The sequence below is a fragment of the Bradyrhizobium arachidis genome, assembly GCF_024758505.1.
Taxonomy (GTDB): Bacteria; Pseudomonadota; Alphaproteobacteria; order Rhizobiales; family Xanthobacteraceae; genus Bradyrhizobium; species Bradyrhizobium manausense_C.
In genome coordinates, this window is sequence record NZ_CP077970.1 from 3,030,176 (window position 1) to 3,052,047 (window position 21,872).

Genomic DNA, 21,872 nt, shown 5'->3' on the forward strand with positions numbered 1-21,872 from the left:
CCGGGCCTCCTGCCCGGCAAGGGAGGCTGCCCATGGGTAGGAAAGTCGCATTCATTGCGGCCATGTTCGGCGCGTTGGCATTGGCTGGTTCGGCACAGGCGCGGGTCGAGGTGCAGTGGTGGCACGCCATGAGCGGCGTCCTGGGCGACCGGCTCAATGAGCTTGTCGAGAAGTTCAACACATCGCAGGACAAGTACACGGTCGTCGCGGTCGCCAAGGGCAACTATGATGAGGTGACCAACGGGGTGATCGCCGCCTACCGCGCGAAGCGGCCGCCGGAAATGGTGCAGATTGCCGAGCGCGGCTACATGACGATGCTGCTCTCGGGGGCGGTTATTCCCGTGCAGGACCTGATCGAGCAGAAGGGTTACAAGGTCGACTTCTCGGATTTCATCAAGCCGGTGGCCAGCTTCTGGAGCTACAAGGGGCGGATGTCGGCAATGCCGTTCAACTCGTCGACGCCGATCTTCTGGTACAACAAGGATCACTTCCAGAAGGCCGGCTTCGACAAGCCGGCCGACACCTGGCAGGAGCTGGAGAGCCAGCTTTACGCCATCAAGTCCAAGGGAATCAGCGAATGCGGCACGGTGCTGCCCGGCGATTTCTACTGGAGCCTTCTCGAGAATTACAGCGCCATCAACAACCAGCCCTACGGCACGCTCGCGAACGGCTTTGACGGGCTTGGTACCGAGTTCGTCTACAACAAGACGAAGGTGGTCTCACAAGTCGCGCGATTGAAGAAATGGCTCGATGACGGCGTGATGCAGATCGCGGGCCAGGGCTTCAGCCCGGAACAGTTGTTCACGTCGGGACGGTGCTCGACCTTCGTCAATTCGACCGCATCGCACGGCAATATCGAGCGCAATGCGACCATCAGCTGGAGCGCCACCTTCCTGCCGCACGAGAGCGATATCAATCCGCCCCTCAACAGCACCATCGGCGGCGGCGCCATCTGGGTCTTGAAGGGCCACACGCCCGAGCGCTATGAGGCGGTCGCAGCCTTTCTGAATTTCGTCGCGCAGCCGGAAACCCAGGTGTGGTGGCATGGCGCAACCGGCTACGTTCCCGCCACGAACCGTGCCTATGCACTTGCGCGAGAACGTGGCTACTACAAGGATCATCCGACCAGAGAGATCGCGGTACTACAGCTTTCACGTGGTACGCCGAACGAAAACTCGCGCGGCTTCCGCTTCGGCAATTTCGTGCAGACCATGCTGGCGCAGCGCCAGGAGGTCGAGGCGGTGTTTGCGGGCCAGAAGCAGCCGCAGCAGGCGATGGATGATGCGGTCAAGCGGGGCAACGAGATCTTGCGGCAGTTCGAGAAGCTCAATGCCGGGAAGACTCCGGAAACCGAGCGTCCATGACCTTGCGCCTGTCCCTCGCGTGGCGTGACGCGCGCGCCCCCGTGCTTCAGAGAACGCACGGGGGCGGCCAGTCCAAGGCCGGGCCGGGTGCGGCCGTCGGCCGATCCCGCGTGTCGGGGAAGACACGTCGTCCCGCGCAAGAGGCAGGGCTGAAGCGCGCCAATTTCGGCGACGGCCCCGGCCTGCCGACGCTGCTTCTGCTGCCGCAATTGCTGATTCTCCTGTTCTTCTTCTTCATCCCGTCGCTGCGGGCGCTGACCCAATCCGTCCTGCTCAGCGATCCCTTCGGAACCACCGTTCAGTTCGTGTGGTTCGATAACTTCAAGACGCTGTTTGCGAGCAGCGAGTACCGCCAGTCGATCGCGGTGACGTTCTGGTTCACGGTGGCGCAGAATGTGCTCACGCTGGGCAGTGCACTGGTGCTCGCCTTTGCCACCGACAGGATCGTACGGGCGCGTTCGGTCTATCGCACGATCATTCTGTTGCCATATGCGATTGCGCCGGCGATCGCGGGTATCTTGTGGGCCTTCCTGTTCAATCCGGCGGTTGGCCCGCTCGCGCAGATGCTGCACAGGCTCGGCATCGCCTGGGACCCCAACCTCAATCCGACCGATGCGCTGATCCTGGTGACGCTCGCCGCGTCATGGAAGCACATCTGCTACGACTACATCTTTCTGGTCGTGGGTTTGCTCGCGGTGCCGGTGTCGCTGATGGAGGCCGCCGCGGTGGACGGCGCCGGTCCGATCCGCCGCTTCGTCTCCATCGCGCTGCCGATGCTCGGACCCACCATCTTCTTCCTCACCGTGATGAACTTCATCTATGGCTTCTTCGAAACCTTCGCCATCATCGATGCAGTCACCAAGGGTGGTCCGGCCGGTGCAACCAACATTCTGGTCTACAAGGTCTTCGTCGACGGCTTCGTCAATCTCGACCTCGGCTCTTCGGCCGCACAGTCGGTTCTTTTGATGAGCTTCGCGCTGATCTGCACGCTGCTGCAATTCCGCTACTTCGACCGCAAGGTCAATTACGGAGTCTAGCCGTATGGTGGAGCGCTCGCCCGTCCTTAGCATGGTCTGTCACGCGATCCTGATCGCCGGCGCGCTGACGGTCTGCATACCCCTGTATTTCGCGTTCGTGGCGGGTTCGCTCACGGTGGCCGAGGTTCAGAAGGTGCCGCTGCCATGGGTTCCGGGCGGCCAGTTCTTCGATAACCTGCAACTGGCCTGGAGCAAGGGCAATTTCAGTCGCACCTTCACCAATTCGATCGTCGTGGCTCTCGGCATCACCGCCGGTAAGATCGCGGTGTCGCTGCTCTCGGCCTTCGCGATCACCTACTTCCGGTTCCGCTACCGGATGCTCGCATTCTGGCTCATCTTCGTTTCGCTGATGCTGCCGATCGAGGTCCGGATCGTGCCGACCTTCGAAGCCGTGGCCAATGCGGCAGTGCCGCTGCAATGGCTCGCCGACGCCCTGCATGTGGCAGACCTGTGGGGCTGGATCAGCGGCCACGACGTCGCGATCAGCCTCGAATGGAACATGGTCAACACCTATCCCGGGCTGATCCTGCCGCTGATCGCCTCGGCCACCGCCACCTTCCTGTTTCGCCAGTTCTTCCTGACGGTCCCGGACGAACTGTGCGAGGCGGCGAGGCTGGACGGCGCGTCGCCGCTGCATTTCTTCTGGAGCATCCTGCTGCCGCTGTCCGTGCCGAACATGGTGGCGCTCGCCATCATCCTGTTCCTGTTCGGCTGGAATCAATATCTCTGGCCGCTGCTGTTCACGACCGATAAGGACATGGCAACGGCCGTCATTGCCCTGAAGGGGCTGATCCCCCGCTCCGACAGCGAGCCAGCCTGGAACGTTGCCATGAGCGGCGCGCTCCTCACAATGTTGCCACCGGCGCTGGTCGTCCTGCTGTTACAGCGCTGGTTCATCAAGGGTCTCATCGACAGCAGCAAGTAGGGACTGACCATGGTTTTCATCGCCGGGCATCGCGGCGCGCGCAATCTTTGGCCGGAGAACAGCCTTACGGGCTTCCGCAACCTGTGCAAGGAGGGTGTCGATGCGGTCGAGTTCGACGTCCATCAGAGCGCGGATGGCGGGCTTGTCGTGATCCATGACCCGCTGCTCGACCGCACCGCATTCGATAGCGGACCGGTTGGCGAGCGCAGCCTGAGACGGCTGACGGCAACGCGTCTTCGCGATGCCGGCGACGAATGCATTCCGACCCTTGGCGAGGTGCTCGATGTGTTCAGCGAAACGACGCTCGAGCTCCACATCGAGATCAAGACGGATGCGCTCGGCAATCCCTATTCGAGCCTCGAGGCGCGGCTGATCGACGAGATCAAGCGCCGGGGCCTGGAACGGCGTGCCGTCATCACCTGCTTCGTGCCCGGCGTGATCGCGACCGTGCGCCGGCTGTGGCCGGAGGCGCGGGTGCTCGCCTCGCTCGACCGCCGTTCGGCGGAGATGATGGGCGGAATCGCGTGCGCGCTGGCGCAATTTGCCGCCATTCCCGGCTGCATCGTCGCGGTCGAAAAATCGCTCCTCGCCCTCACACTGCCGCTGGCCCTTCAAATGCTCGGATCCGAGCGTCTCGGTGCATGGGTGATCAATGAGCCGGAGGATATCACCTACTGGCTTGCCCAACCGGTGCGGCAGATCACGACCGATCGGCCTGATCTTGCCGTGAGCATTCGCCGCAAGCTCGAAACCGTGCCGGCGCGTCCATGATTCCCCGCCGCCGCTTTCTCGTGGGATCGCTGGCGAGCGCCGCCTTCGCCGCGCCCGCCGGGTTCGTGCGGGGAACGCCGGTCGCCTTCAGCGCAGATCCCTTCACGCTCGGTGTTGCGTCCGGATGCCCGCGACAGGATCGTGTCATCCTGTGGACCCGGCTTGCGCCACAACCTCTCGACGGCGGCGGCATGGGCGACGCTCCCGTGGATGTCGAGTGGCAGGTCGCCGAGGACGAGGCCTTCTCCCGCATCGCCTCCCGCGGCGTGGTGCGGACGACGGCAGAGCTTGCGCATTCCGTGCATGCCGAGGCGACGAGATTGCGGCCGGATCGCGTCTACTGGTATCGCTTCCGCGCCGGTCCGGCGCTTAGCCCGGTGGGACGCACCCGGACCGCGCCGGCCGAGTCCGCGCGCCCGTTCCGTTTTGCCTTCGCATCCTGCCAGCAATACGAGCAGGGCTATTTTGCCGCCTACCGCGACATGGCCGCGCGCGATCTCGACCTGGTCGTGCATCTCGGCGACTACATCTATGAGAAATCCTGGGGATCGCACCACGTCCGCCAGCACGGCGTCGGCATCCCGACGACGCTCGAGGAATTCCGCAACCGCTACGCGCTCTACAAGAGCGATCACGACCTGCAAGCCGCGCACGCCGCCTTTCCCTGGCTGTCGATCTGGGACGACCATGAGGTGATGGACGACTATGCCAATGATCGCTCCTACACCGTGCGCGATCCCGGGCAATTCCTGAGGATCCGTGCGGCAGCCTATCAGGCCTATTACGAGCACATGCCGTTACCGCCCTCGGCACGTCCACGCGGCGCGGATGCCACGATCTACGAGCACTATCGCTTCGGCGACATGCTCGACGTGCTGCTGCTCGACGATCGACAATATCGTTCGGCATCGGCCTGTGTCGGAAGCGGGCGTCCGACCTGGGTGTCCGACTGTGCGGGCCGGACGGACGAAACGCGGACGATGCTGGGCGAGAAACAGGAACAATGGCTCGATGCGCGCCTGCGCGAGTCTCGCGGCCGCTGGACGATCGTCGCGCAGCAGACATTGATGGCGCAGGACAAGCGGGAAGGGGACGACGGCGCGCATTTCTGGATGGACGGCTGGGACGGCTATCCCAACGCCCGCCGCCGTCTGCTTGATTCGCTCGTTGCGCATCGCAGGCGAAACCCGATCGTGATCGGCGGCGACCGTCACGCCTTCTTTGCCGCCGATCTCAAGCATGATTTTGCCCGGCCTGGCGGTCCCACCATTGCGACCGAGTTCGTCGGCACCTCCATCAGCTCGGACGGGCCGAGCGAGAGCAGTGTGCGCAAGGCACTGGCGGAAAATCCGCATCTCGCCTATGCGCGTGGCGACAGGCGCGGCTATGCGACCGTCGAGCTCGACGCCCGCCATTGCACCGTGGGGTTCGAGGCGCTCGACGACGTCAAGGACGCTGGGAGTGCCGTGCGCCGGCTGACGACATTTGTGGTCGAGGACGGCGCGCCGGGGGCGAAGGCCGCATGACGAGCACCCGCATGTCCCCGCATTTGACGAATGATGAAGGATCGCCTCAAATGATCCGACGTCTGACCATGCCTTAGGCCGCTGCGGGGGGCTGCGCCGTGACCGATCAAACTATCCTGCGGGTCGCCTGGCTCTACTACATGGAGAACCTGACCCAGGCCGAGATCGGCGAGCGGCTGGGGCTGACCCGCGCCCGCGTCAACCGCATGCTGTCGGATGCTCGGCAGACCGGCATCGTCAACATCCGCCTCAACTCCGCCTTTGCGAGCTGCACGGAGCTGGAGCACCGGTTGCGTCGGGAATGCGGCCTCGAGGACGCGGTCGTCATCCCGAGCCCGGAGAATCCCGAGCTGGTCGGAAGCCTGATCGGGATGGCGGCGGGAGCCAATCTGTCGAAATTTCTCGAACAGAAGCGCCCGCGCATCATCGGGATCGGCTGGGGCGCGACCTTGCGCGAGACCATCCGTTACGTCACGCCGGCGGACTATCCCGATCTTTCAATCGTCTCGATGATGGGCGGCCTGTCGCGCGGACTCGAGCTCAACACCTTCGAGATCGCGGGCGAGCTCGCGCACCGGCTGCATGCCCAGTGCAGCTATCTGGCCGCGCCGATTTTTGCCAGCAGCCGGCGCTCGCGCGACACCTTCCTGGCCCAGGAGGTCTATCAGGAGGTGCTGAACAGCGTCGAGCGGATCGACCTTGCGCTGTTGAGCATGGGAGACCTGACGCCGCGTTCGCTGCTGGTGCGGCATGGGCTGCCGCCGGACGTGAAGGCCGAGCATCTGCGGGCTGCGGGCGCCGTCGGCGACGTGCTCGCACAGTTTCTCGACAAGTCCGGCCGGCCCATCGATCACGGCATCAACAGCCGCGCCATCGCGCTGTCGCTCGAGAAGCTGGCGCGCGTGCCGACCTCGATGCTGATCGCCGGGGGCCTCAACAAGGCGCCGATCATCGCCGCGGTGCTGCGCGGCCGGATCGGCAAGGTGCTGGTGACGGACGAGAACGCCGCCATCGCCGCGCTGAAACTGATCGACAAGCAGAAATAGCCGCGTTTTCGCAAACGAACGTTTGATCTGCGCTTTCGACGCTGATGCCGGCGTGATCGCCGACTTGCGCCCCGAGGGATGCAAAAGCATTTGTCACTTCAGCGTTACATATGTAATATGAGGAAAACAATTGCTCAAAGAGGGATGGCGTCGACATGCGCGCTGCGGTGCTCCAGGACATTCGCGATATCCGCATCCTCGATATCCCCGAGCCGAGGCCGGTGGCGGAGGACGATCTCATCGTTCGCGTCAAGGCTGTCGGCGTCTGCGGCAGCGACCTGCATTCCTACCTCGAGGGCGGAACGACCGGCCCGACGCGGGTCAGGCCGTTCGTCCTGGGTCATGAATTCTCGGGTGTCCTCACGCCGGACTCGGCGCGCAAGGCGGGACTGTCGGCTGATGCGCTGGTGGCTGTCGACCCGTCCATTCCCTGCGATCATTGTGAATGGTGCCGCCGCGGTCAGACCAATCTGTGCCCCAACGTGAAGTTCCTCGGCTATGCGCCACACAACGGCGCCATGGCCGAATTTGTCTGCGTGCCCCGATCCGCCGTGCATGTGGTGCCTGACAGCATCGACCCGGCCGGCGCAGCGATCCTGGAGACGCTCGGCGTTGCGATCCATGCCATGGATCTGGCGCGTCCGCGACTTCTGGAAACCGTGGCGGTGCTTGGCTGCGGGCCGGTGGGATTGCTGTTGGTGCAACTCGCGCGGCTCGCGGGTAGCGGAAAGATCATCGCGATCGACCCGGTCGAGCAGCGGACCGCGCTGGCGTGCGACCTCGGTGCGGATGGGGCGTGCCGCAGCTACGCCGGGGTTGGCGACCTCACCGAAGGCCGCGGCGTCGATCTGGTGATCGAGGCGACCGACTCCTCGCACGGCTTCGAGCATGCCGCGCGCTGTGCCCGTATCGGTGGCCGGGTCGTTCTCGTCGGCATTCCCGAGAACAACCAGTACATCCTGAGCGGCGCGGAATCGCGTCGCAAAGGCTTGTCGATCAAATTTTCACGCCGCATGCCGGAGGTCTATCCGCGGGCCATCGCGCTTGCGCAGGGAGGGCAGGTCAAGCTCACGCCGCTCGCCACGCATCGCTTCTCGCTCGACCAGACGCCTGCCGCGTTCGAGCAACAGGTCGCGCGACGAGACGGAATCATCAAGGCGATCATTAGTCCGTAGATTGACGGGTTGTCTCGCCGAGAATCCGGCGCAATGATTGCTGGCAAGAAGCTGGTTGGTGGTGATGGCGAAATCGTCGAAACTGGTTGTCGCGAAAAAGGGCCGCGTCCTGATGGTCAGACGCAGGCGCGACGGTCTATGGATGTTTCCAGGGGGCCGCCGGCGGGCGGGTGAGAGCGAAAGGAGCTGCCTTCGTCGCGAGATCAAGGAGGAGCTCCCCAAGCTGAAGCTTGGGCCGTTGAAGCTCTGGAAGGAAGTGAAGGCGAAGAACCGCCTGTCCGGCCGCCGGATGAGTGACGCGATTTTCCTGGCGAAGAAGGTGTCAGGTGACCTGAAAGTCGGGGACAAGAAGGAGATCGACAGAGCAGTCTGGCGGAAGCCGCGCGGCGTCAGATTGACGCCGACCTCGCGCTACATTCGCGACAAGCTGTTTCCAAGACGAGGGCGCCGTTAAGTTCAGCTCGCAGGGTCCAAAACGAAGATTGCCTGAAATTGTTGGCCCTCGATCTTCACGCCGCCGACAGCCGTCGATCGACCGGATAGCTGTGTCATTGGAACGTATTAGCCTTCCGAAAACGTTCGTTAACGCTGCCGGCGGGCAGCGCTCGTTGCAAAATAGTTTGGCGACGGCTCTTGACGGATTCGCCAATCTCTGTGCATACCGCTGCCCGACAAAACGCCGTCGAACTCGCCGGCGCTCTTTAAGGACCGAAACCGTGTTGCGATTGCGCTCACATATCGTCGCGAAAGCCGCCGCCGCGCTGCCGTTTAATCGGCCGTGCGATTGGTCGTGCATGTCCGCGACGGAACAAGGTCCAAGCTATCTGACGAAGCCCGATCATCTCGGGACGACCAGGATAGCAGGCAGAGCGTAACAGGCAGCGGGAATCCGCCCTCTGCCAAAAAGGCGGAGGGCAATATGGCCCGCAACAGCACCACCAAGACAGGACTCGAGAGCCGTACCCGCGAGAAGATTTTCTCCTCGCCGGTCGCGCTCGCCTTCGTGCGCACCGTTGTGGCGCTCCGAGGGATCTCCGAGACCGAAGCCCGCCAGATTTATCTCGACTACATCAACCGATCGCCGCGGTCGGCGGATCACCGTGGCCGCCGCGTGATGACGTGAAGTGATGTCGAATTCAGGATGATCGCCCCTGCAAGGACATAAGGCGATCCGCTGACCGGTACCGGTCTCCTTTGGTGGAGCGGCAAACGGTGGTTTCAGGCAGCGAATGTTTTTCTGTTGGCCGGGGTCGTCCCGGTCGTTTGTAGATTTTACGCCGGCGCAGCGCAGCGGAAGAGTACGTTCTTGAGGTGCGAGACCGCGCGTTCGCTTCTGCGCCGCTGGCACCATTTCGCTCCACTAGCCCAACTGGTAGAGGCGACGGACTTAGATTCCGTGCGGTGGCGGTTCGAATCCGTCGTGGAGCACCAAACATTGCATCACCGCTATCATCTATCTGCCGTGGTTCTTGCCCGGCGAACCCATCCTTTAGCGCGCGCTTAGCTCAGCGGAAGAGCGCCTGTCTTACATGCAGGATGTCGGCCGTTCGATCCGGTCAGCGCGCACCAGCTCGCGTCCGTAGCTCAGTCAGGAGAGCGCCGCTGTGACACGGCGGAGGTGGCAGGGGCAGAGCCTGCCGGACGCACCATCAATTCCCTCTCGTAGCTCAGTGGTAGAGCAATCGCTTGATAAGCGATCGACGGATGTTCGATTCATCACGGGAGGACCAGACACAACGGACCTGTGCCCCCAGCGGCGAAGGGAGCGGATTCTTAATCCGTCGCGAAAGCATCGTCGGTTCGAGTCCGACCAGGTCCTCCAAGCAAAATTCGCGCTCGTGGCGAAACTGGTAGACGCGCCGTCTTGAGAGGGCGGTGGGAGACCATGCCGGTTCGACCCCGGCCGAGCGCACCAATGGCCCATGTACCCATCTGGCGAAGGGACCGGATTGTCGATCCGGGAAGGCGAGTTCGATCCTCGTCATGGGCGCCAAATTCCAGGATGTAGCTTAGCCCGCCATCCTGACCACGGGCGTCTAGCTCAACGGTAGAGCCGGCGGCTCATAACAGTCCAAGTATCGATTCAAATCCGGTGGCGCCCACCACCAAACAGAGGAGAGGGCAATGTTCGCAGCAAACCCGGCCCTTGTCCTCAACGCCGACTTCCAGCCGCTGTCCTATTTCCCGTTGTCGCTGTTCAACTGGGAGGACGCCGTCAAGGCGGTCGTGAGGGGATCGCATGTCGTGGTCGCCGAATACGACCAGGTCGTCCGCAGCCCCTCGACCGTGATGCGGCTGCCGTCGGTGATCGCACTGCGCGAGTATGTGCGGCCGCCGGTTCGGGTCGCCTTCACCCGGTTCAATGTCTTTCTCCGCGATCGCTTTCGTTGCCAGTATTGCGGCGACCAGCATCTGCGCGGCGAATTGACGTTCGATCACGTCATCCCGCGGGCGGACGGCGGCCAGACGTCCTGGACCAACATCGTGGCAGCCTGCAGCCCCTGCAACACGCGCAAGGACCGCTTGCATCTCAGGCCGCTGCGGAAGCCGTTCGAGCCGACGCAGCACGACCTGATGGCAGCCCAGCGTCTGTTCCCGCCGAACTTTCTGCACGAGACCTGGCGCGACTATCTGTACTGGGATGTCGAGCTCGAGAAGTAACGGCGCCGGCGGCGGGCTGCTGCCGTCGGCGAACCATCACCACGTAGCTCAACTGGATGAGTGCGACCCTCCGAAGGTCGAGGATGCAGGTTCGAGTCCTGCCGTGGTGGCCAATTCGATACTCGTCAATCTGGACAGTGAACCGGCGCCGCCGGCCTCGATTGGAAATCGAGTGGGCGCTTCGGCGCTGGGGATCAGGGCCTCCGCTGTCCGCCAACTAAAGCGCGATGAGATTTGGATAAATCGTCATCGCGCTTTAGCTCTTTGTTTGATCATGATCTCCGCGCAAACGCGTTCCGCGTTTGTCGCGAGGGAAAACCGCTTCACACTTTTCCGGATCATGCTCTAGGAGAGTCAACCGGACAGGCGCGCCGGCACGGCTTCGAACACCGATGGCACCGCAAGGTGTGAGGCTCAGGTCCTCGGCTCTCCGCCAAAAACGATCGCGCCAGGCCGGATGTACGCCGGCGCCGCTGAGGAGTTTGTAGCCTCGGCACCATTTCGCGACAATCCGGGTAACGTCAAGTCTGGGGACTGAGCGGGCCTGTAAAGCCTGCGCCTTTGTGCCTGCCTGGTTCGATTCCAGGGTTACCCACCACCACATGCAGACGTAGCTGGAAGGTCGAGCACCTGAGTGCCACTCAGGAGATTCGGTTTCGATTACCGACGTCCGCACCATCTAGCCCAGTTAGCAAATCTGGTGATTGCACGCGTTTGAAGAACGCAGGAGGCCAGTTCAAATCTGGCGCTGGGCACCATTTTCAGGGGCAGGCAGCGGGCTGCAGTTGATCCTTGCAAGATCGACGTCCGGAGTTCGACTCTCCGTTGCTCCACCACTTCATTCCCGTCGAGCCATCTCGGTGAAGGCGCTCCGCTGTTAACGGAGGAAGGCACGTTCGAATCGTGCGGCGGGAGCCAATTCACTACTTCCGATCTCCGGTCTGACTTAGGCCGCCGAAGCGGAAGCGACATGCTGCCATCGTCTAGCGGCAAGGATGCCCGGTTTTCAACCGGTCGACGCGGGTTCGATTCCCGCTGGCAGTACCACATTCATCTTCCCGTAGCTCAACTGGATGAGTAGCGCGCTACGAACGCGAAGGTATGCAGGTTCGAGTCCTGCCGGGAAGGCCAATCATCATCAGCGCGTAGGGGAGCCCGGCCGTCCCCACCTGCCTTGGAAGCAGGGGATCGGTGGTTCGAATCCACCCACGCTGACCATTATGGCGCGCTGGCCGATCGGCTAGGCGACGGATTCTGAATCCGTCCAGACAGGTTCGACTCCTGTGCGCGCAGCCAATTTGGCCCCGTGGCGAAACAGGAACGCGGCGGTCTGCAAAACCGCCATGAGCCGGGGCAGCACCGGCCGGGGCATCCAGCATGCCGGGATCATCATGTGAATTGGAGAGTTGGCCGAGCGGTAAGGCAACGCGGTGCTAACGCGTCGAGTCCTTTGGGATGCACAGGTTCGATCCCTGTACTCTCCGCCAATCAGTCGTTGCGGCTACTCAGTCTTGCGGGCGTGGCGTAGTGGGCTGCGTGCCTGTCTTCCAAACAGGAGGTGTTCGGTTCGATCCCGGCCGCCCGCGCCAGCCTGCCATCGCCTGGTGCTAAGGGTACGGCGCCTTCAACGCTGGACTTCGCGGGTTGAACTCCCGTTGGCAGGACCAAATAGCAAGACCAAATAGCAAGACCAATTCTGGGCGCGCCGCCAAGTTGGCCAGGGCGCCGGATTTTGATTCCGGTTACCGCAGGTTCGAGCCCTGCTGCGCTTACCAATTCCTCGCGGGGCCTCGGTAGGGAAGGGGCCGGCTCTCATAAGGCTGGAGTGGCGGGTTCGACCCCCGCACCCGCGACTATGTCTGGCGCTCGCTGCCTACCTGCGCCGCTCCCTCCGGCGCGGATGGTGGCCATCAATCTCTCCTGATTTCGTTCAATGGCAGGATGCTCGGTTGTGGACCGGGAGACGCGGAGTTCGATTCTCCCAATCAGGACCAGATACCGGCTTAGTTCAGTGGCAGAACGCGGGCCTCCAAAACCCGATGTCGACTGTTCGATTCAGTCAGCCGGTGCCAACTCCGGAGAGAAGAACAGCTCGGGGTAAAGCTCTTCGCGAAACCCATCTATTATGCTGATGGGTATCGCAAGGGCTCTGCCCATCCTGCGAGCTGACGCAGTGATAGCGATGTCGTCACTCGGGTGAGGGCTGATGGCTGATAGCCCAGACGTAAGCCGCCACCGCGTCGACATCCGCTAGCTCCAAGTCGCCGTCCCTTCCAGGGGGCAGTGGCAGGGGCTGTCGAGCCCACAATGCGGCCTGCGGCCTATCAGGCGAATCCTTGCGCAAACCTGCCGGAGCCATCGCCGGCCAGGTTCGCGAACTCGATCTTCGACATCTCGACGATGGCCTTGGTGCGGCTTGCGACCTTGAGCTTGCGGAGGATCTCGGAGACATGCACCTTGACCGTCGACTCGCAGACATGCAGTTCGTGAGCGATCTGTTTGTTCTGCAGCCCGCGGTGGATCAGCTCCAGAACCCGCACTTGCTGTACGGTAAGATCATTCATGCGCTTCAGCAGCTCTTGCACCGGTCCGTTGCAGAGATCTGCACAGCCAATTGTGCGGTAGCCGCTGGGAAGATAAATCGAACCTCCCAGCACGATGCCGATAGCACGCACGAGTTCTTCCTTCGAGGTCGATTTGGGAACGTATCCGGATACGCCCAGAGAGAGTGCGCTTGCAATGATTTGGGGATCCTTGTGGCACGAAACGACGGCGATCGGATTCCGGGGAAAGGCTTTACGGATGCGAACAAGGCCGGATAGTCCCGTCGTTCCGGGCAGGGAAAGGTCGAAGATGGTCAGATCGATCTCGCTCGACGAGAGCGCGGCAAGCGCCTCGTCGACGGTCGCCGCCTCAAGGATTTCGACATCCGGCACGGCGAGGCGAACGCTGTTTTCCAGCGCCTCGCGGAACAGCGGATGATCGTCGACAATGAGGAATCGCCCCACGCGTGCAACTCCAGAATCCCTGACAAGAACCAAGGATGACTGAACCGCGCAATTCAGGCTTGATCTGAGTCAAGTCGGAGGGGCAACATGATCGGCGTGGTCGTGCACCGCTCCTGGACATCCCCGCTATGGCTGCTTCCCAAACACGCTAAGGATCTGCAGCAATTGCTTGTGGCCGCTAGCGCCGACCTTCTTCACCAGGCGTTTCTCGTGCTCCTGGACGAGCGCCTCGGCGCGCTCCAGCAGGGCCTTTCCTTCCGGCGTCAGATAGAGCGCATGGGACCTCCGGTCGGTCTTTGACGGCGTGCGATCGAGCAGGTCTCTGGCTTCCAGCCCGTCCAGCATCGGCACCAGGGCCGATCGCACGACGCCCAGCACCTGCGATAACGCCATCTGCGACAGGCCCGGGTTTTCCCCCACGATCGTCAGGATCGAGAAGTAAACCGGCCGCAACTGCAGCGGGCCGAGCGTCGCGTTGAAGTCCTCGAAGACCCAGAGCTGAGCCTGCCGGATCAGGTAGCCCGCGAGGCCATTGAGCTTCTTCAGGCTGACGGCCGACTCGCTGGCGCGATCAGCCTGCTGCGGCCGCGTATCAGCCCGCGACGCCTGTCTGCGGGCCGGTATCGGCGCTGCCGAGCGAAGCTTCGGGTTGGACACGCGTTTCCTTTGGTCGATTTGCGAACTCCGTTCTTCGCTTGGTTCGCATTGCGGCGCAAATGCTTTTTTGAATTGTTCTTGACAAGAACAGTTCATGGAATGAACAATATCCCACGGAACGGCGCGACAAGCGCGGGGGCAAAAAGGGGAGGAGCGCCATGGTTGAGCGGCGCAATATGCGTTTTGGGGTTCACCGCAGCGGTGGATTTGGTGCGCGGGGGCGTCAACTGGGCGCTGCCGCAGCGACGGCCGTCCTCATGGCGGCAGCCGCACCCGCGCCGGTCGCGGCGCAATCCAAGTTCACGAGCATCACGGGATTCGGCGACAGCTATGCCGATACGGGCAGCGCGCCGGGCGGTGCATTCCGCCTGCTCGGTTTCCCCTGTCCGGCGGGGCCGCCGACCTATCCGACCTGCCGGTTCAGCGGCGGCACCAACTTCGTGGACTCGCTGCAGTCGACCTACAATTTGCCGCCACTCACGAACTACGCGGTCGGCGGCGCGCAGACCGGCAGCACCAACGTGATCCCCGGGCTTCCCGGCTTTGCCGACGAGGTCGCGACCTTCGTCGCGAGCGGCAAGCGTTTTTCGTCCAGCGACCTGATCGCGCTGTCGATCGGCGGCAATGATCAGGCGCAGTTCAACAGCGGCAACACGCTCGCGCAGATCAATGCTATGGCGGTTGCCTCGGCCACCAACGCAACGACCGGCGTCCGGCAATTGATCGCGCTCGGAGCCAATAACATCGCCTGGGTGAGCCCGGGAAATCCGTTCTATTTCCCGGCGCCCTTCGGCGACCCGGCGCTCACATTTGCACAGCGCGAGGAATGGGCGCGGACCTATTTCCAGCAGCTTCAGCTGCAGCTCGCGCCATCAGCCAACGCAGGCACCCGGATCTTCCTGTTCGATCTCGAAACCCTGCAGGCGCGAATCGTCGCCAATCCCGGCCAATACGGCTTCCTCAGCGCCAGCTCTTGTCAGCTCGTGCTCGGCATTCCCGGCTGCCTTGCCGCATCGAGCGCCGTGCAGAACAGCTACTTCTATTGGGATACGGTGCATCCGACGAGCGCCGGCTTTGCCCTGATCGCCCGCTACATGGCCAATCAGATCGATGCGCCGCTGACGGTTGCGCCGCAGGGCGACGTCGCGATGTCGATTGCGTCAGGCTTCGCCAACTCGATCTTCGGCCATCTCGACGCCTATCGCACTTTCTCGTCCTATGGTGCGGGCAACGTCATGAACGCGATGGCTGCGGACATGCCGGCGAAGGCGACGCGGCCGCCTCTCGCGCAGAGCCCGTGGAGCATCTATGGAGACGTCGCCTATGCCGGCGGCAACCGCGACGCCCAGGCGCTGCTGTCGTCATACAACTACAATTCCGTCGGCGGCTGGATCGGCATCGACTACAAGGTCCAGCCCGATCTCCTGGTCGGCGGCATCTTCAGCTACGCCCAGCCCAACGTGAACCTGGCCACCCAGAACGCCCGCTACAAGATCGATGCCTATCAGCTCGGCGGCTACACCTCGTACACGCGCCAAAACTGGTTTGCCGACGCGCTGATCGCCTATGGCCGCCAGGCCTTCGCTACCAGCCGGCAGGGCGTGATCGACACCATTACCGGCTCGACCAACGCCGACACGTTCACGGTGGCGGCCAAGGGCGGCTATCTCTGGGATGTCGGCCGCTTCCGCGTCGGACCGGTCGCGGGCCTCGCCTACACCAACGCGCAGATCGGCGGTTACACCGAAACCGGCGACATCCTGCTCACCAATGTGGTCAATCGACAGACGTTGGAGAGCCTCACCGGCAGCGCCGGCGTGCAGGTCCGCGCGCCCTTCATGATGGCGGGCGGCCTCTACAGCCCGTACATCAACGTCACCGCCGAGCACGATTTCATCGGGTCGGCGCGAACGCTGATCACCACCCAGGTCACCACGCCGCTCTTGCCAGTGCTGACGCCGATCGATGGCCGCACCAGCACCTACGGTCGGGTCAATGCCGGCATCGCTGCCGCCATCACCGACAAGGTGAGCGCCAATGTGCAGGTGGTCAGCACTTTTGCGCGCAACGACGGCAACGACTACGGCGTCAGCGGCGGCGTCAAGGTCAGGTTCTGAGTGGGAGTTTGACGTGATGAAGCGACTCTTCTGCGCCCTCCTGTTCCTATGGGGGGCGGGCGCGCCGGCGCTCGCCCAATTGTCCGACGACGCGGTCAGGATCGGCGTCATGACCGACTTGTCGAGCTGGGGCCGCGACAATACCGGCCCCGGATCGGTCGAGGCCGCCAAGATGGCGATCGAGGAGTTCGGCCCGACGGTGCTTGGCAAGCCAATCGAGCTGATCAGTGCCGACCACCAGATGAAGGTGGATGTCGGCACGCAGCTCGCCCGCGGCTGGTTCGACAACGGCAAGATCGACGCGATCGTCGACGTTCCCAATTCCGCCATCGCGATTGCGCTTCACAACATGGTGAGCGAGCGCAACAAGGTCTTGCTGCTGTCGGGAGCCGGCGCAAGCTCGCTCACCGACGATCTCTGCAGTCCCAACACCGTGCAGTTCACCTACGACACCTACGCGCTGGCAAAGGTGACGGCATCAGCGATGGTCGCCGAAGGCGGCAAATCCTGGTTCTTCGTCACCGCGGATTACACCTTTGGGCACCAGCTCGAGCAGGACGCGACCCGCTTCATCAAGCAGGCCGGCGGCGAGGTGCTCGGCAGCGTGCGTCATCCCTCCAACACGTCGGATTTCTCGTCCTTTGCCCTGCAGGCGCAGAACTCCAAGGCAAACGTCGTCGCCTTCGCCAATGCCGGCCAGGACACGCAGAATGCGATCAAGCAGGCCAACGAGTTCGGCCTCGTCCGCAGCGGACAGAAGCTGGTCGGGCTTTTGCTGTTCGACGCCGACGTGCACGCGATCGGCCTGCGCGAAGCGCAGGGAACCTACATGACGACGGCGTCGTACTGGAACATGGATGAGAAGACCCGCGCATGGTCCAAAAAGTTCTTCGCGCGGACCGGTGTCATGCCCTCCATGATCCACACCGGCGTCTACGGGGCCGTGCTGCACTACCTCAAGGCCATCGCATCAGCGGGAAGCGACGAGGCCGCAAAAGTGATGCCAAAGATGCGCGAACTGCCGATCGAGGATGCCTTCGTGCATCAGGGCAAGTTGCGCGAGGACGGCCGCGTGATCCGCGACATGTATCTGGCGCGGGTCAAGAAGCCGGAGCAATCGAAGGAGCCGTGGGACTATCTCGAGATCGTCAGGAGGGTGAAGGGCGACGACGCTTTCAGGCCGGTCTCGGAATCGAAGTGTCCGCTGCTGAAGCGTTGAGTTCCCATGGTCAGTCTGTTCGATCCGATCCGGCTCGGCACCGTCCAAGCGCCGAACCGCATTTTCATGGCGCCGATGACCAGGGGGCGGGCCACGCTCGACCACGTGCCGACCCCTGTCATGGCGCAGTACTACGGACAGCGCGCATCTGCGGGGCTGATCCTCACCGAGGCGACTGGCATAAGCCTCGAAGGTCACGCTTGGCCCTACGCGCCAGGGATCTGGAATAGCGAACAAGTCGAAGGGTGGAGAGCCGTCACCGAAGCCGTGCACGACGCCGGTGGACGGATCTTTGCGCAGTTGTGGCACATGGGCAGGCTGACCCATTCGCGTTTTCCCGGACGCGGCCGGCCCGTCTCGGCATCCGCCACGACGGCGCCGGGTCTCGCCCAGACCTATGATGGGAAACTGCCCTACGAAGAGGCGAGGGCGCTCGACCTCGCCGAGATTCCCGCTCTCGTCGACCAGTTCGCGAATGCGGCCTGCAATGCCGTTCGTGCAGGGTTCGACGGCGTTCAGATTCATGCGGCGAATGGCTATCTGCTCGATCAGTTTCTGCGCAGCAGCTCCAATCAGCGGCGCGACAGCTATGGCGGCGGTCCCGAGAACCGCATCCGCATTCTTGAGGACGTGACGGTCGCGGTTGCCCAATGCATCGGTGCTGACCGGACCGCGGTGCGCCTCTCCCCGAATGGCGAGATCAAGGGCATCAACGACGACGATCCGGAAGCGCTGTTCGTAACAGCCGCAAAAATGCTCTCCACGCTCGGAATTGCGTTTCTGGAAGTCCGCGAGCCCGACTTCAACGGCACCAACGGCAAGGCCGACCGGCTGCCCGTCGCGCCGCTGATGCGCGCGGTCTTCGACGGTCCCCTGGTGCTGAACTCGGACTACGACGCGGACAGGGGGCAGGCCGTGCTCGATGCGGGACAGGCGGACGCGATCTCGTTCGGGCGGCCCTTCATTGCCAACCCTGACTTGCCCGATCGATTTGCGCGGCGCCTGGCGCTTCGGCCGTCCGACCAGGCAACCTGGTATTCACGCGGCGCGGAAGGGTACTGTGAGCTCTGATCGGGAGTTATCTTGCAGAGGTTGATCCGAAGTGCCGCGCAATGCCGCGACTGCGGGGGGTCGATGCGACGCTTCGTCGGACTTCCCCATTCACCCCGACGAACGCCGGGCGTCATCTATCTCGTCTGCCCGCACTGCGATGCCGGCTTTCTCGAGAAGATGGAGCGCTTCAGGCAGCGAGGCATTGCTCCTGCGAAACGGGATGAGACGACTGACGCCTGAACTGGCAACGCACGCAGCCAGCCCGGTCGCGCAAATTCGATTGACTCATAATAGTTATATTTAATAACTAAACTTGCTGATGTCGCGAAGATCGCGAGCAGGTCATCTCAATTGCGTGCCGGAGAAAGACATGAACTACGTTGCGCCTGTGCGCGCGATGGCATTCGCGCTGGACGCCGTCGCGGATCTCAGCGAGAACATCCGCACTGGCATGCACGAGCGTGCCGACGCCGATACCATCCAGAGCGTCCTTGACGAAGCAGGGACATTCGCCGGCGAAATCCTCTCACCGCTCAATCGGCAGGGCGATCTTGTCGGCGCCTGCCTCAAGGATGGGCACGTCACGCTGCCGGCTGGATGGCGCCAGGCCTACACCGCTTGGCGCGATGCTGGCTGGAACGCCATCGACCTGCCGGAGCAATGGGGCGGCATGGGTCTGCCGACGCGCCTTGCAGCTGCCTGCATGGAGATGTGGACGAGCGCCTGCATGTCGTTCGCGCTTGGCCCGGTGTTGACCCAGGGTGCGAGCGAGGCCCTGCTCTTCCACGCCGACGAGGCAATCAAGGCGCTCTACCTCCCAAAGCTCGTCAGCGGCGAATGGTCGGCGACGATGAATCTGACGGAGCCTCAAGCCGGCTCCGATCTCGGAGCACTTCGCACCAAGGCAGTGCCCGTCGGCGACGGCACCTACCGCATCACCGGCCAAAAAATCTTCATCACCTATGGCGAGCACGATCTGACCGACAACATCGTGCACCTCGTACTCGCACGCCTGCCCGATGCACCTGCCGGCACAAAGGGAATCTCGCTCTTCCTTGTGCCAAAATTTCTGCCCGATGCGGAAGGCGGCATCGGTCGGCGCAACGATGTGACATGCACGCGGCTCGAGGAGAAGCTCGGCATTCACGCCAGTCCGACCTGCGCGATGTCCTTTGGTGAAAACGGCGGTGCGCTGGGGTGGCTGGTCGGCAAGGAGAACGAGGGCCTGGCCTGCATGTTCACGATGATGAACCGGGCGCGTCTCTACACGGGCATCCAGGGCGTTGCCGTCGCCGAGAGGGCGTACCAGCAGGCGCTCGCATTCGCAAAACTTCGAAGGCAGGGCCGCGCGCCGGGCGCCTCGCAAGCGTGTCCGATCATCGAGCATCCGGATGTCCGCCGCAACTTGATGACGATGAAGGCGCTCACGGCTGCGTCGCGCGCGATCGCCTACGCTGCCGCGGCAGCCATCGAACAGGCCGAACACGGATCAGTTGCATTGCGCGAAGAAGCCGCCGCGCGCGCAGGCCTGCTCACTCCGCTCACCAAGGCGTTTTGCAGCGAGGTCGGCGTCGAGGTCGCCTCGATCGGGCTGCAGGTCCACGGCGGAATGGGCTACGTGGAGGAAACCGGCGCGGCGCAGCTTTACCGCGATGCCCGGATAACGCCGATCTACGAAGGCACCAACGGAATCCAGGCCATCGACCTCGTGACCCGCAAGCTTCCGCGCGGACAAACGGCCGCGACGCTGTTCGACGAGTACGAGGGTTACGGGCGCGCGGCCGAGAAACATGCCGACCCTCTGCTCGGACGAACGGGAGCCGCCGTCTGCGAAGCCGTGACCGATCTTCGCCGTGCCTCCGCCTACTTCCTGCAAGCGGAAACCTCGATGGAGGACCGACTGGCCGTAGCGACGCCTTATCTGCGCTTGTTCGCCGTTACCGCGGGCGCCGCCTATCTCGCCAAGGGAGCTTTGACCGCCGCGGAGCGTCTCAAGCAGGATCGCCACAACAGCTTTCTTCAGGACGAGATCGCGACCGCTCGCTTCTTCGCCGAGACCATGGCGGTTCAGAGCTTTGGGCTGGCACGGGCGGTCATGAACGGCGCCGGCGTCTTGAAGACGGGTTGTGTTTCCGACTTCGCCTGCTTTTGACCGGCACCGAGCGGCGCTGAATTTCCGATCAACTGCTCTGCCGATGGAGCAGGGTGAAACGCGTATCGATGACGGCGTGTTCGGGCGCGCCATTGGAGTGCAAGATCCTTGCGATGATCAGCCGCGCGGCTTCCTTCCCGATCAGGTCGCCAGGCGGGCGGATGGTCGTCAACGACGGATTGGAGGCCGCGCTGAAGCTCAAGTCGCCGAAGCCCACCACCGACAGGCGCGCGGGGATTGCAATGCCGAGGCGCTGGCACTCGAAGATCACGCCGAGGGCGATGTGGTCGTTGGAGCAGGCAATCCCGTTCACGTTCGGAAAGCGATGCACGGCCTCGCCGAGCAGCATGGCGCCGACCTCGGCGCTGGCCGGCGCAGGATGCTGGATAATGTCAGCGGTGACATCAGGCAGATTCCGCGCCGTCTCGACAAAACCCTGGGCGCGCCGTGCAGCGCGGCGATCCTCGTGCAGGCGGGCCCCGAGAAACAGCAATCGCTTGCGTCCGCGCTGAACGAGATGCGACGCGGCGGCGTGGCCGACCTGATCGTGGTGAAAACCGACCGCCATGTCCATGGTCTGGGAACCGAGCTCCCAGATTTCGACAACCGGGACCTTGCTGTCGCGCAACAGCCTGCGCGTCGCGGTGCTGTGGGAGAGGCCGGTCAAGACGACGGCGGCGGGGGCCCAGGACAGCGCCGTGCGGACCAGACCCTCCTCGTCGTGCTCCCTGTACTCGGTGTGGCTGAGCATCACCTGGAGTCGTTGCTTGCCGAGCTCGTCCTGCAGGGCCGCGACGGTTTCGGCGAAGAACGCATTGCGGACGGACGGCACGATGATGCTCACGACACGCGATGAGGCCGCCGCCAGGCCGCCAGCCATCAGGTTCGGCACATAGTCGAGCGCTTCGATGGCGCGTGCGATCTGTTCGCTCGCCGCCGCCGATACCGCATCGGGCTTCCTGAAATAGAGGGACACCGTGGACGGCGACAACTCGGCGCGCGCCGCCACATCCATGATCGTGACCCGCTGCATCTTGCGTCGGGTGCGTGTGGGCTTTGGTGCCGCCATTCCCTTGGTGGTCCAAAAATAATAGCGCTATTATATAGCTGAGGTTTTGTTACGATACAATCGCATTCTTCCTTCAAGGAGGAATAAGATTA

17 protein-coding genes and 26 tRNA genes are annotated in these 21,872 nt (G+C 63.1%); 40 read left to right on the forward strand and 3 right to left on the reverse strand.

Features of this window, described 5'->3' with window-relative positions:
* Positions 1–32: 32 nt before the first annotated feature.
* The 36 genes from KUF59_RS13475 (at position 33) to KUF59_RS13650 (ending at position 12,577) form a co-directional block, all read left to right on the forward strand.
* Positions 33–1,364 (forward strand): extracellular solute-binding protein, encoded by a 1,332-nt coding sequence (locus KUF59_RS13475; protein ID WP_408918095.1) that lies wholly within the window; start codon positions 33–35, stop codon positions 1,362–1,364.
* 110 nt (positions 1,365–1,474) lie between these two features.
* Positions 1,475–2,401, forward strand: coding sequence for an ABC transporter permease subunit (locus tag KUF59_RS13480; protein ID WP_258769555.1), 927 nt, complete (start codon positions 1,475–1,477; stop codon positions 2,399–2,401).
* Between the two features lie 4 nt (positions 2,402–2,405).
* Positions 2,406–3,326: an ABC transporter permease subunit gene (locus KUF59_RS13485; protein WP_212461644.1), complete on the forward strand. Its 921-nt coding sequence runs from the start codon at positions 2,406–2,408 to the stop codon at positions 3,324–3,326.
* A gap of 9 nt (positions 3,327–3,335) precedes the next feature.
* A complete protein-coding gene (locus tag KUF59_RS13490; RefSeq protein ID WP_212461645.1) occupies positions 3,336–4,097 on the forward strand; it encodes a glycerophosphodiester phosphodiesterase family protein in 762 nt (253 codons plus the stop codon).
* Positions 4,094–5,623 carry an alkaline phosphatase D family protein gene (locus tag KUF59_RS13495; protein WP_212461646.1) on the forward strand — a complete coding sequence of 510 codons (1,530 nt, stop codon included), beginning with the start codon at positions 4,094–4,096 and terminating at the stop codon, positions 5,621–5,623. Before KUF59_RS13490 ends, KUF59_RS13495 begins: the two co-directional genes overlap by 4 nt.
* Positions 5,624–5,721: 98 nt before the next feature.
* Positions 5,722–6,669, forward strand: coding sequence for a sugar-binding transcriptional regulator (locus tag KUF59_RS13500; protein ID WP_258769556.1), 948 nt, complete (start codon positions 5,722–5,724; stop codon positions 6,667–6,669).
* Between the two features lie 155 nt (positions 6,670–6,824).
* Entirely contained in the window at positions 6,825–7,844 is a 1,020-nt protein-coding gene (locus KUF59_RS13505; protein ID WP_212461648.1) for a zinc-dependent alcohol dehydrogenase, read from the forward strand.
* A gap of 64 nt (positions 7,845–7,908) precedes the next feature.
* Entirely contained in the window at positions 7,909–8,298 is a 390-nt protein-coding gene (locus KUF59_RS13510) for an NUDIX hydrolase (protein WP_212461649.1), read from the forward strand.
* A gap of 465 nt (positions 8,299–8,763) precedes the next feature.
* The gene (locus KUF59_RS13515; RefSeq protein WP_212461760.1) at positions 8,764–8,967 is read left to right on the forward strand and encodes a hypothetical protein; all 204 of its coding nucleotides are present in this window, start codon (positions 8,764–8,766) and stop codon (positions 8,965–8,967) included.
* A 153-nt stretch (positions 8,968–9,120) separates the two neighbouring features.
* Positions 9,121–9,194: transfer RNA gene (locus KUF59_RS13520), tRNA-OTHER, on the forward strand.
* 4 nt (positions 9,195–9,198) lie between these two features.
* Positions 9,199–9,275 (forward strand) — tRNA-Leu (locus tag KUF59_RS13525).
* 63 nt (positions 9,276–9,338) lie between these two features.
* Positions 9,339–9,413 (forward strand) — tRNA-Val (locus KUF59_RS13530).
* A 4-nt stretch (positions 9,414–9,417) separates the two neighbouring features.
* Positions 9,418–9,493, forward strand: a tRNA-Val gene (locus KUF59_RS13535).
* Between the two features lie 7 nt (positions 9,494–9,500).
* A tRNA-Ile gene (locus KUF59_RS13540) sits at positions 9,501–9,574 on the forward strand.
* An 8-nt stretch (positions 9,575–9,582) separates the two neighbouring features.
* A tRNA-Lys gene (locus KUF59_RS13545) sits at positions 9,583–9,666 on the forward strand.
* A 10-nt stretch (positions 9,667–9,676) separates the two neighbouring features.
* Positions 9,677–9,759, forward strand: a tRNA-Leu gene (locus KUF59_RS13550).
* 3 nt (positions 9,760–9,762) lie between these two features.
* Positions 9,763–9,837, forward strand: a tRNA-Asp gene (locus KUF59_RS13555).
* Between the two features lie 37 nt (positions 9,838–9,874).
* A tRNA-Ile gene (locus KUF59_RS13560) sits at positions 9,875–9,949 on the forward strand.
* A 19-nt stretch (positions 9,950–9,968) separates the two neighbouring features.
* Complete coding sequence (locus KUF59_RS13565; protein ID WP_212461650.1) at positions 9,969–10,505, forward strand: HNH endonuclease; 537 nt, start codon at positions 9,969–9,971, stop codon at positions 10,503–10,505.
* Between the two features lie 37 nt (positions 10,506–10,542).
* Positions 10,543–10,618: transfer RNA gene (locus tag KUF59_RS13570), tRNA-Arg, on the forward strand.
* A gap of 400 nt (positions 10,619–11,018) precedes the next feature.
* Positions 11,019–11,103: transfer RNA gene (locus KUF59_RS13575), tRNA-Tyr, on the forward strand.
* Between the two features lie 6 nt (positions 11,104–11,109).
* Positions 11,110–11,183, forward strand: a tRNA-Gly gene (locus KUF59_RS13580).
* 4 nt (positions 11,184–11,187) lie between these two features.
* Positions 11,188–11,263 (forward strand) — tRNA-Phe (locus KUF59_RS13585).
* A gap of 84 nt (positions 11,264–11,347) precedes the next feature.
* Positions 11,348–11,423 (forward strand) — tRNA-Asn (locus tag KUF59_RS13590).
* 54 nt (positions 11,424–11,477) lie between these two features.
* Positions 11,478–11,552 (forward strand) — tRNA-Glu (locus tag KUF59_RS13595).
* A gap of 7 nt (positions 11,553–11,559) precedes the next feature.
* Positions 11,560–11,636: transfer RNA gene (locus KUF59_RS13600), tRNA-Arg, on the forward strand.
* 8 nt (positions 11,637–11,644) lie between these two features.
* A tRNA-Pro gene (locus KUF59_RS13605) sits at positions 11,645–11,723 on the forward strand.
* 3 nt (positions 11,724–11,726) lie between these two features.
* Positions 11,727–11,801: transfer RNA gene (locus KUF59_RS13610), tRNA-Gln, on the forward strand.
* Between the two features lie 3 nt (positions 11,802–11,804).
* Positions 11,805–11,880, forward strand: a tRNA-Cys gene (locus KUF59_RS13615).
* A 25-nt stretch (positions 11,881–11,905) separates the two neighbouring features.
* Positions 11,906–11,992 (forward strand) — tRNA-Ser (locus tag KUF59_RS13620).
* Positions 11,993–12,018: 26 nt separating this feature from the next.
* Positions 12,019–12,094: transfer RNA gene (locus tag KUF59_RS13625), tRNA-Gly, on the forward strand.
* A 1-nt stretch (position 12,095) separates the two neighbouring features.
* Positions 12,096–12,172: transfer RNA gene (locus KUF59_RS13630), tRNA-Glu, on the forward strand.
* A gap of 31 nt (positions 12,173–12,203) precedes the next feature.
* Positions 12,204–12,280: transfer RNA gene (locus KUF59_RS13635), tRNA-Gln, on the forward strand.
* Positions 12,281–12,287: 7 nt separating this feature from the next.
* Positions 12,288–12,357 (forward strand) — tRNA-Met (locus tag KUF59_RS13640).
* Between the two features lie 67 nt (positions 12,358–12,424).
* Positions 12,425–12,499 (forward strand) — tRNA-His (locus KUF59_RS13645).
* Between the two features lie 3 nt (positions 12,500–12,502).
* Positions 12,503–12,577, forward strand: a tRNA-Trp gene (locus tag KUF59_RS13650).
* Between the two features lie 252 nt (positions 12,578–12,829).
* Here KUF59_RS13650 and KUF59_RS13655 read toward each other — a convergent pair.
* Together KUF59_RS13655 and KUF59_RS13660 are read right to left on the reverse strand one after the other, a co-directional pair.
* Positions 12,830–13,513: a response regulator gene (locus KUF59_RS13655; protein WP_212461651.1), complete on the reverse strand. Its 684-nt coding sequence runs from the start codon at positions 13,511–13,513 to the stop codon at positions 12,830–12,832.
* 126 nt (positions 13,514–13,639) lie between these two features.
* On the reverse strand, positions 13,640–14,170 hold the full coding sequence (locus tag KUF59_RS13660) for a MarR family winged helix-turn-helix transcriptional regulator (protein WP_258769557.1): 531 nt from the start codon (positions 14,168–14,170) through the stop codon (positions 13,640–13,642).
* Positions 14,171–14,328: 158 nt separating this feature from the next.
* Here KUF59_RS13660 and KUF59_RS13665 point away from each other — a divergent pair, with 158 nt between their 5' ends.
* The 4 genes from KUF59_RS13665 (at position 14,329) to KUF59_RS13680 (ending at position 20,711) form a co-directional block, all read left to right on the forward strand.
* Entirely contained in the window at positions 14,329–16,287 is a 1,959-nt protein-coding gene (locus KUF59_RS13665; protein ID WP_258769558.1) for an autotransporter domain-containing protein, read from the forward strand.
* 16 nt (positions 16,288–16,303) lie between these two features.
* Positions 16,304–17,506: an ABC transporter substrate-binding protein gene (locus KUF59_RS13670; RefSeq protein WP_212461750.1), complete on the forward strand. Its 1,203-nt coding sequence runs from the start codon at positions 16,304–16,306 to the stop codon at positions 17,504–17,506.
* Between the two features lie 6 nt (positions 17,507–17,512).
* Positions 17,513–18,577, forward strand: a complete 1,065-nt coding sequence (locus tag KUF59_RS13675; RefSeq protein ID WP_212461654.1) for an alkene reductase — start codon at positions 17,513–17,515, stop codon at positions 18,575–18,577.
* 352 nt (positions 18,578–18,929) lie between these two features.
* A complete protein-coding gene (locus KUF59_RS13680) occupies positions 18,930–20,711 on the forward strand; it encodes an acyl-CoA dehydrogenase family protein (protein WP_212461655.1) in 1,782 nt (593 codons plus the stop codon).
* Between the two features lie 28 nt (positions 20,712–20,739).
* Here KUF59_RS13680 and KUF59_RS13685 read toward each other — a convergent pair whose 3' ends face one another.
* On the reverse strand, positions 20,740–21,780 hold the full coding sequence (locus KUF59_RS13685; RefSeq protein WP_212461656.1) for a LacI family DNA-binding transcriptional regulator: 1,041 nt from the start codon (positions 21,778–21,780) through the stop codon (positions 20,740–20,742).
* Positions 21,781–21,872: the final 92 nt, after the last annotated feature.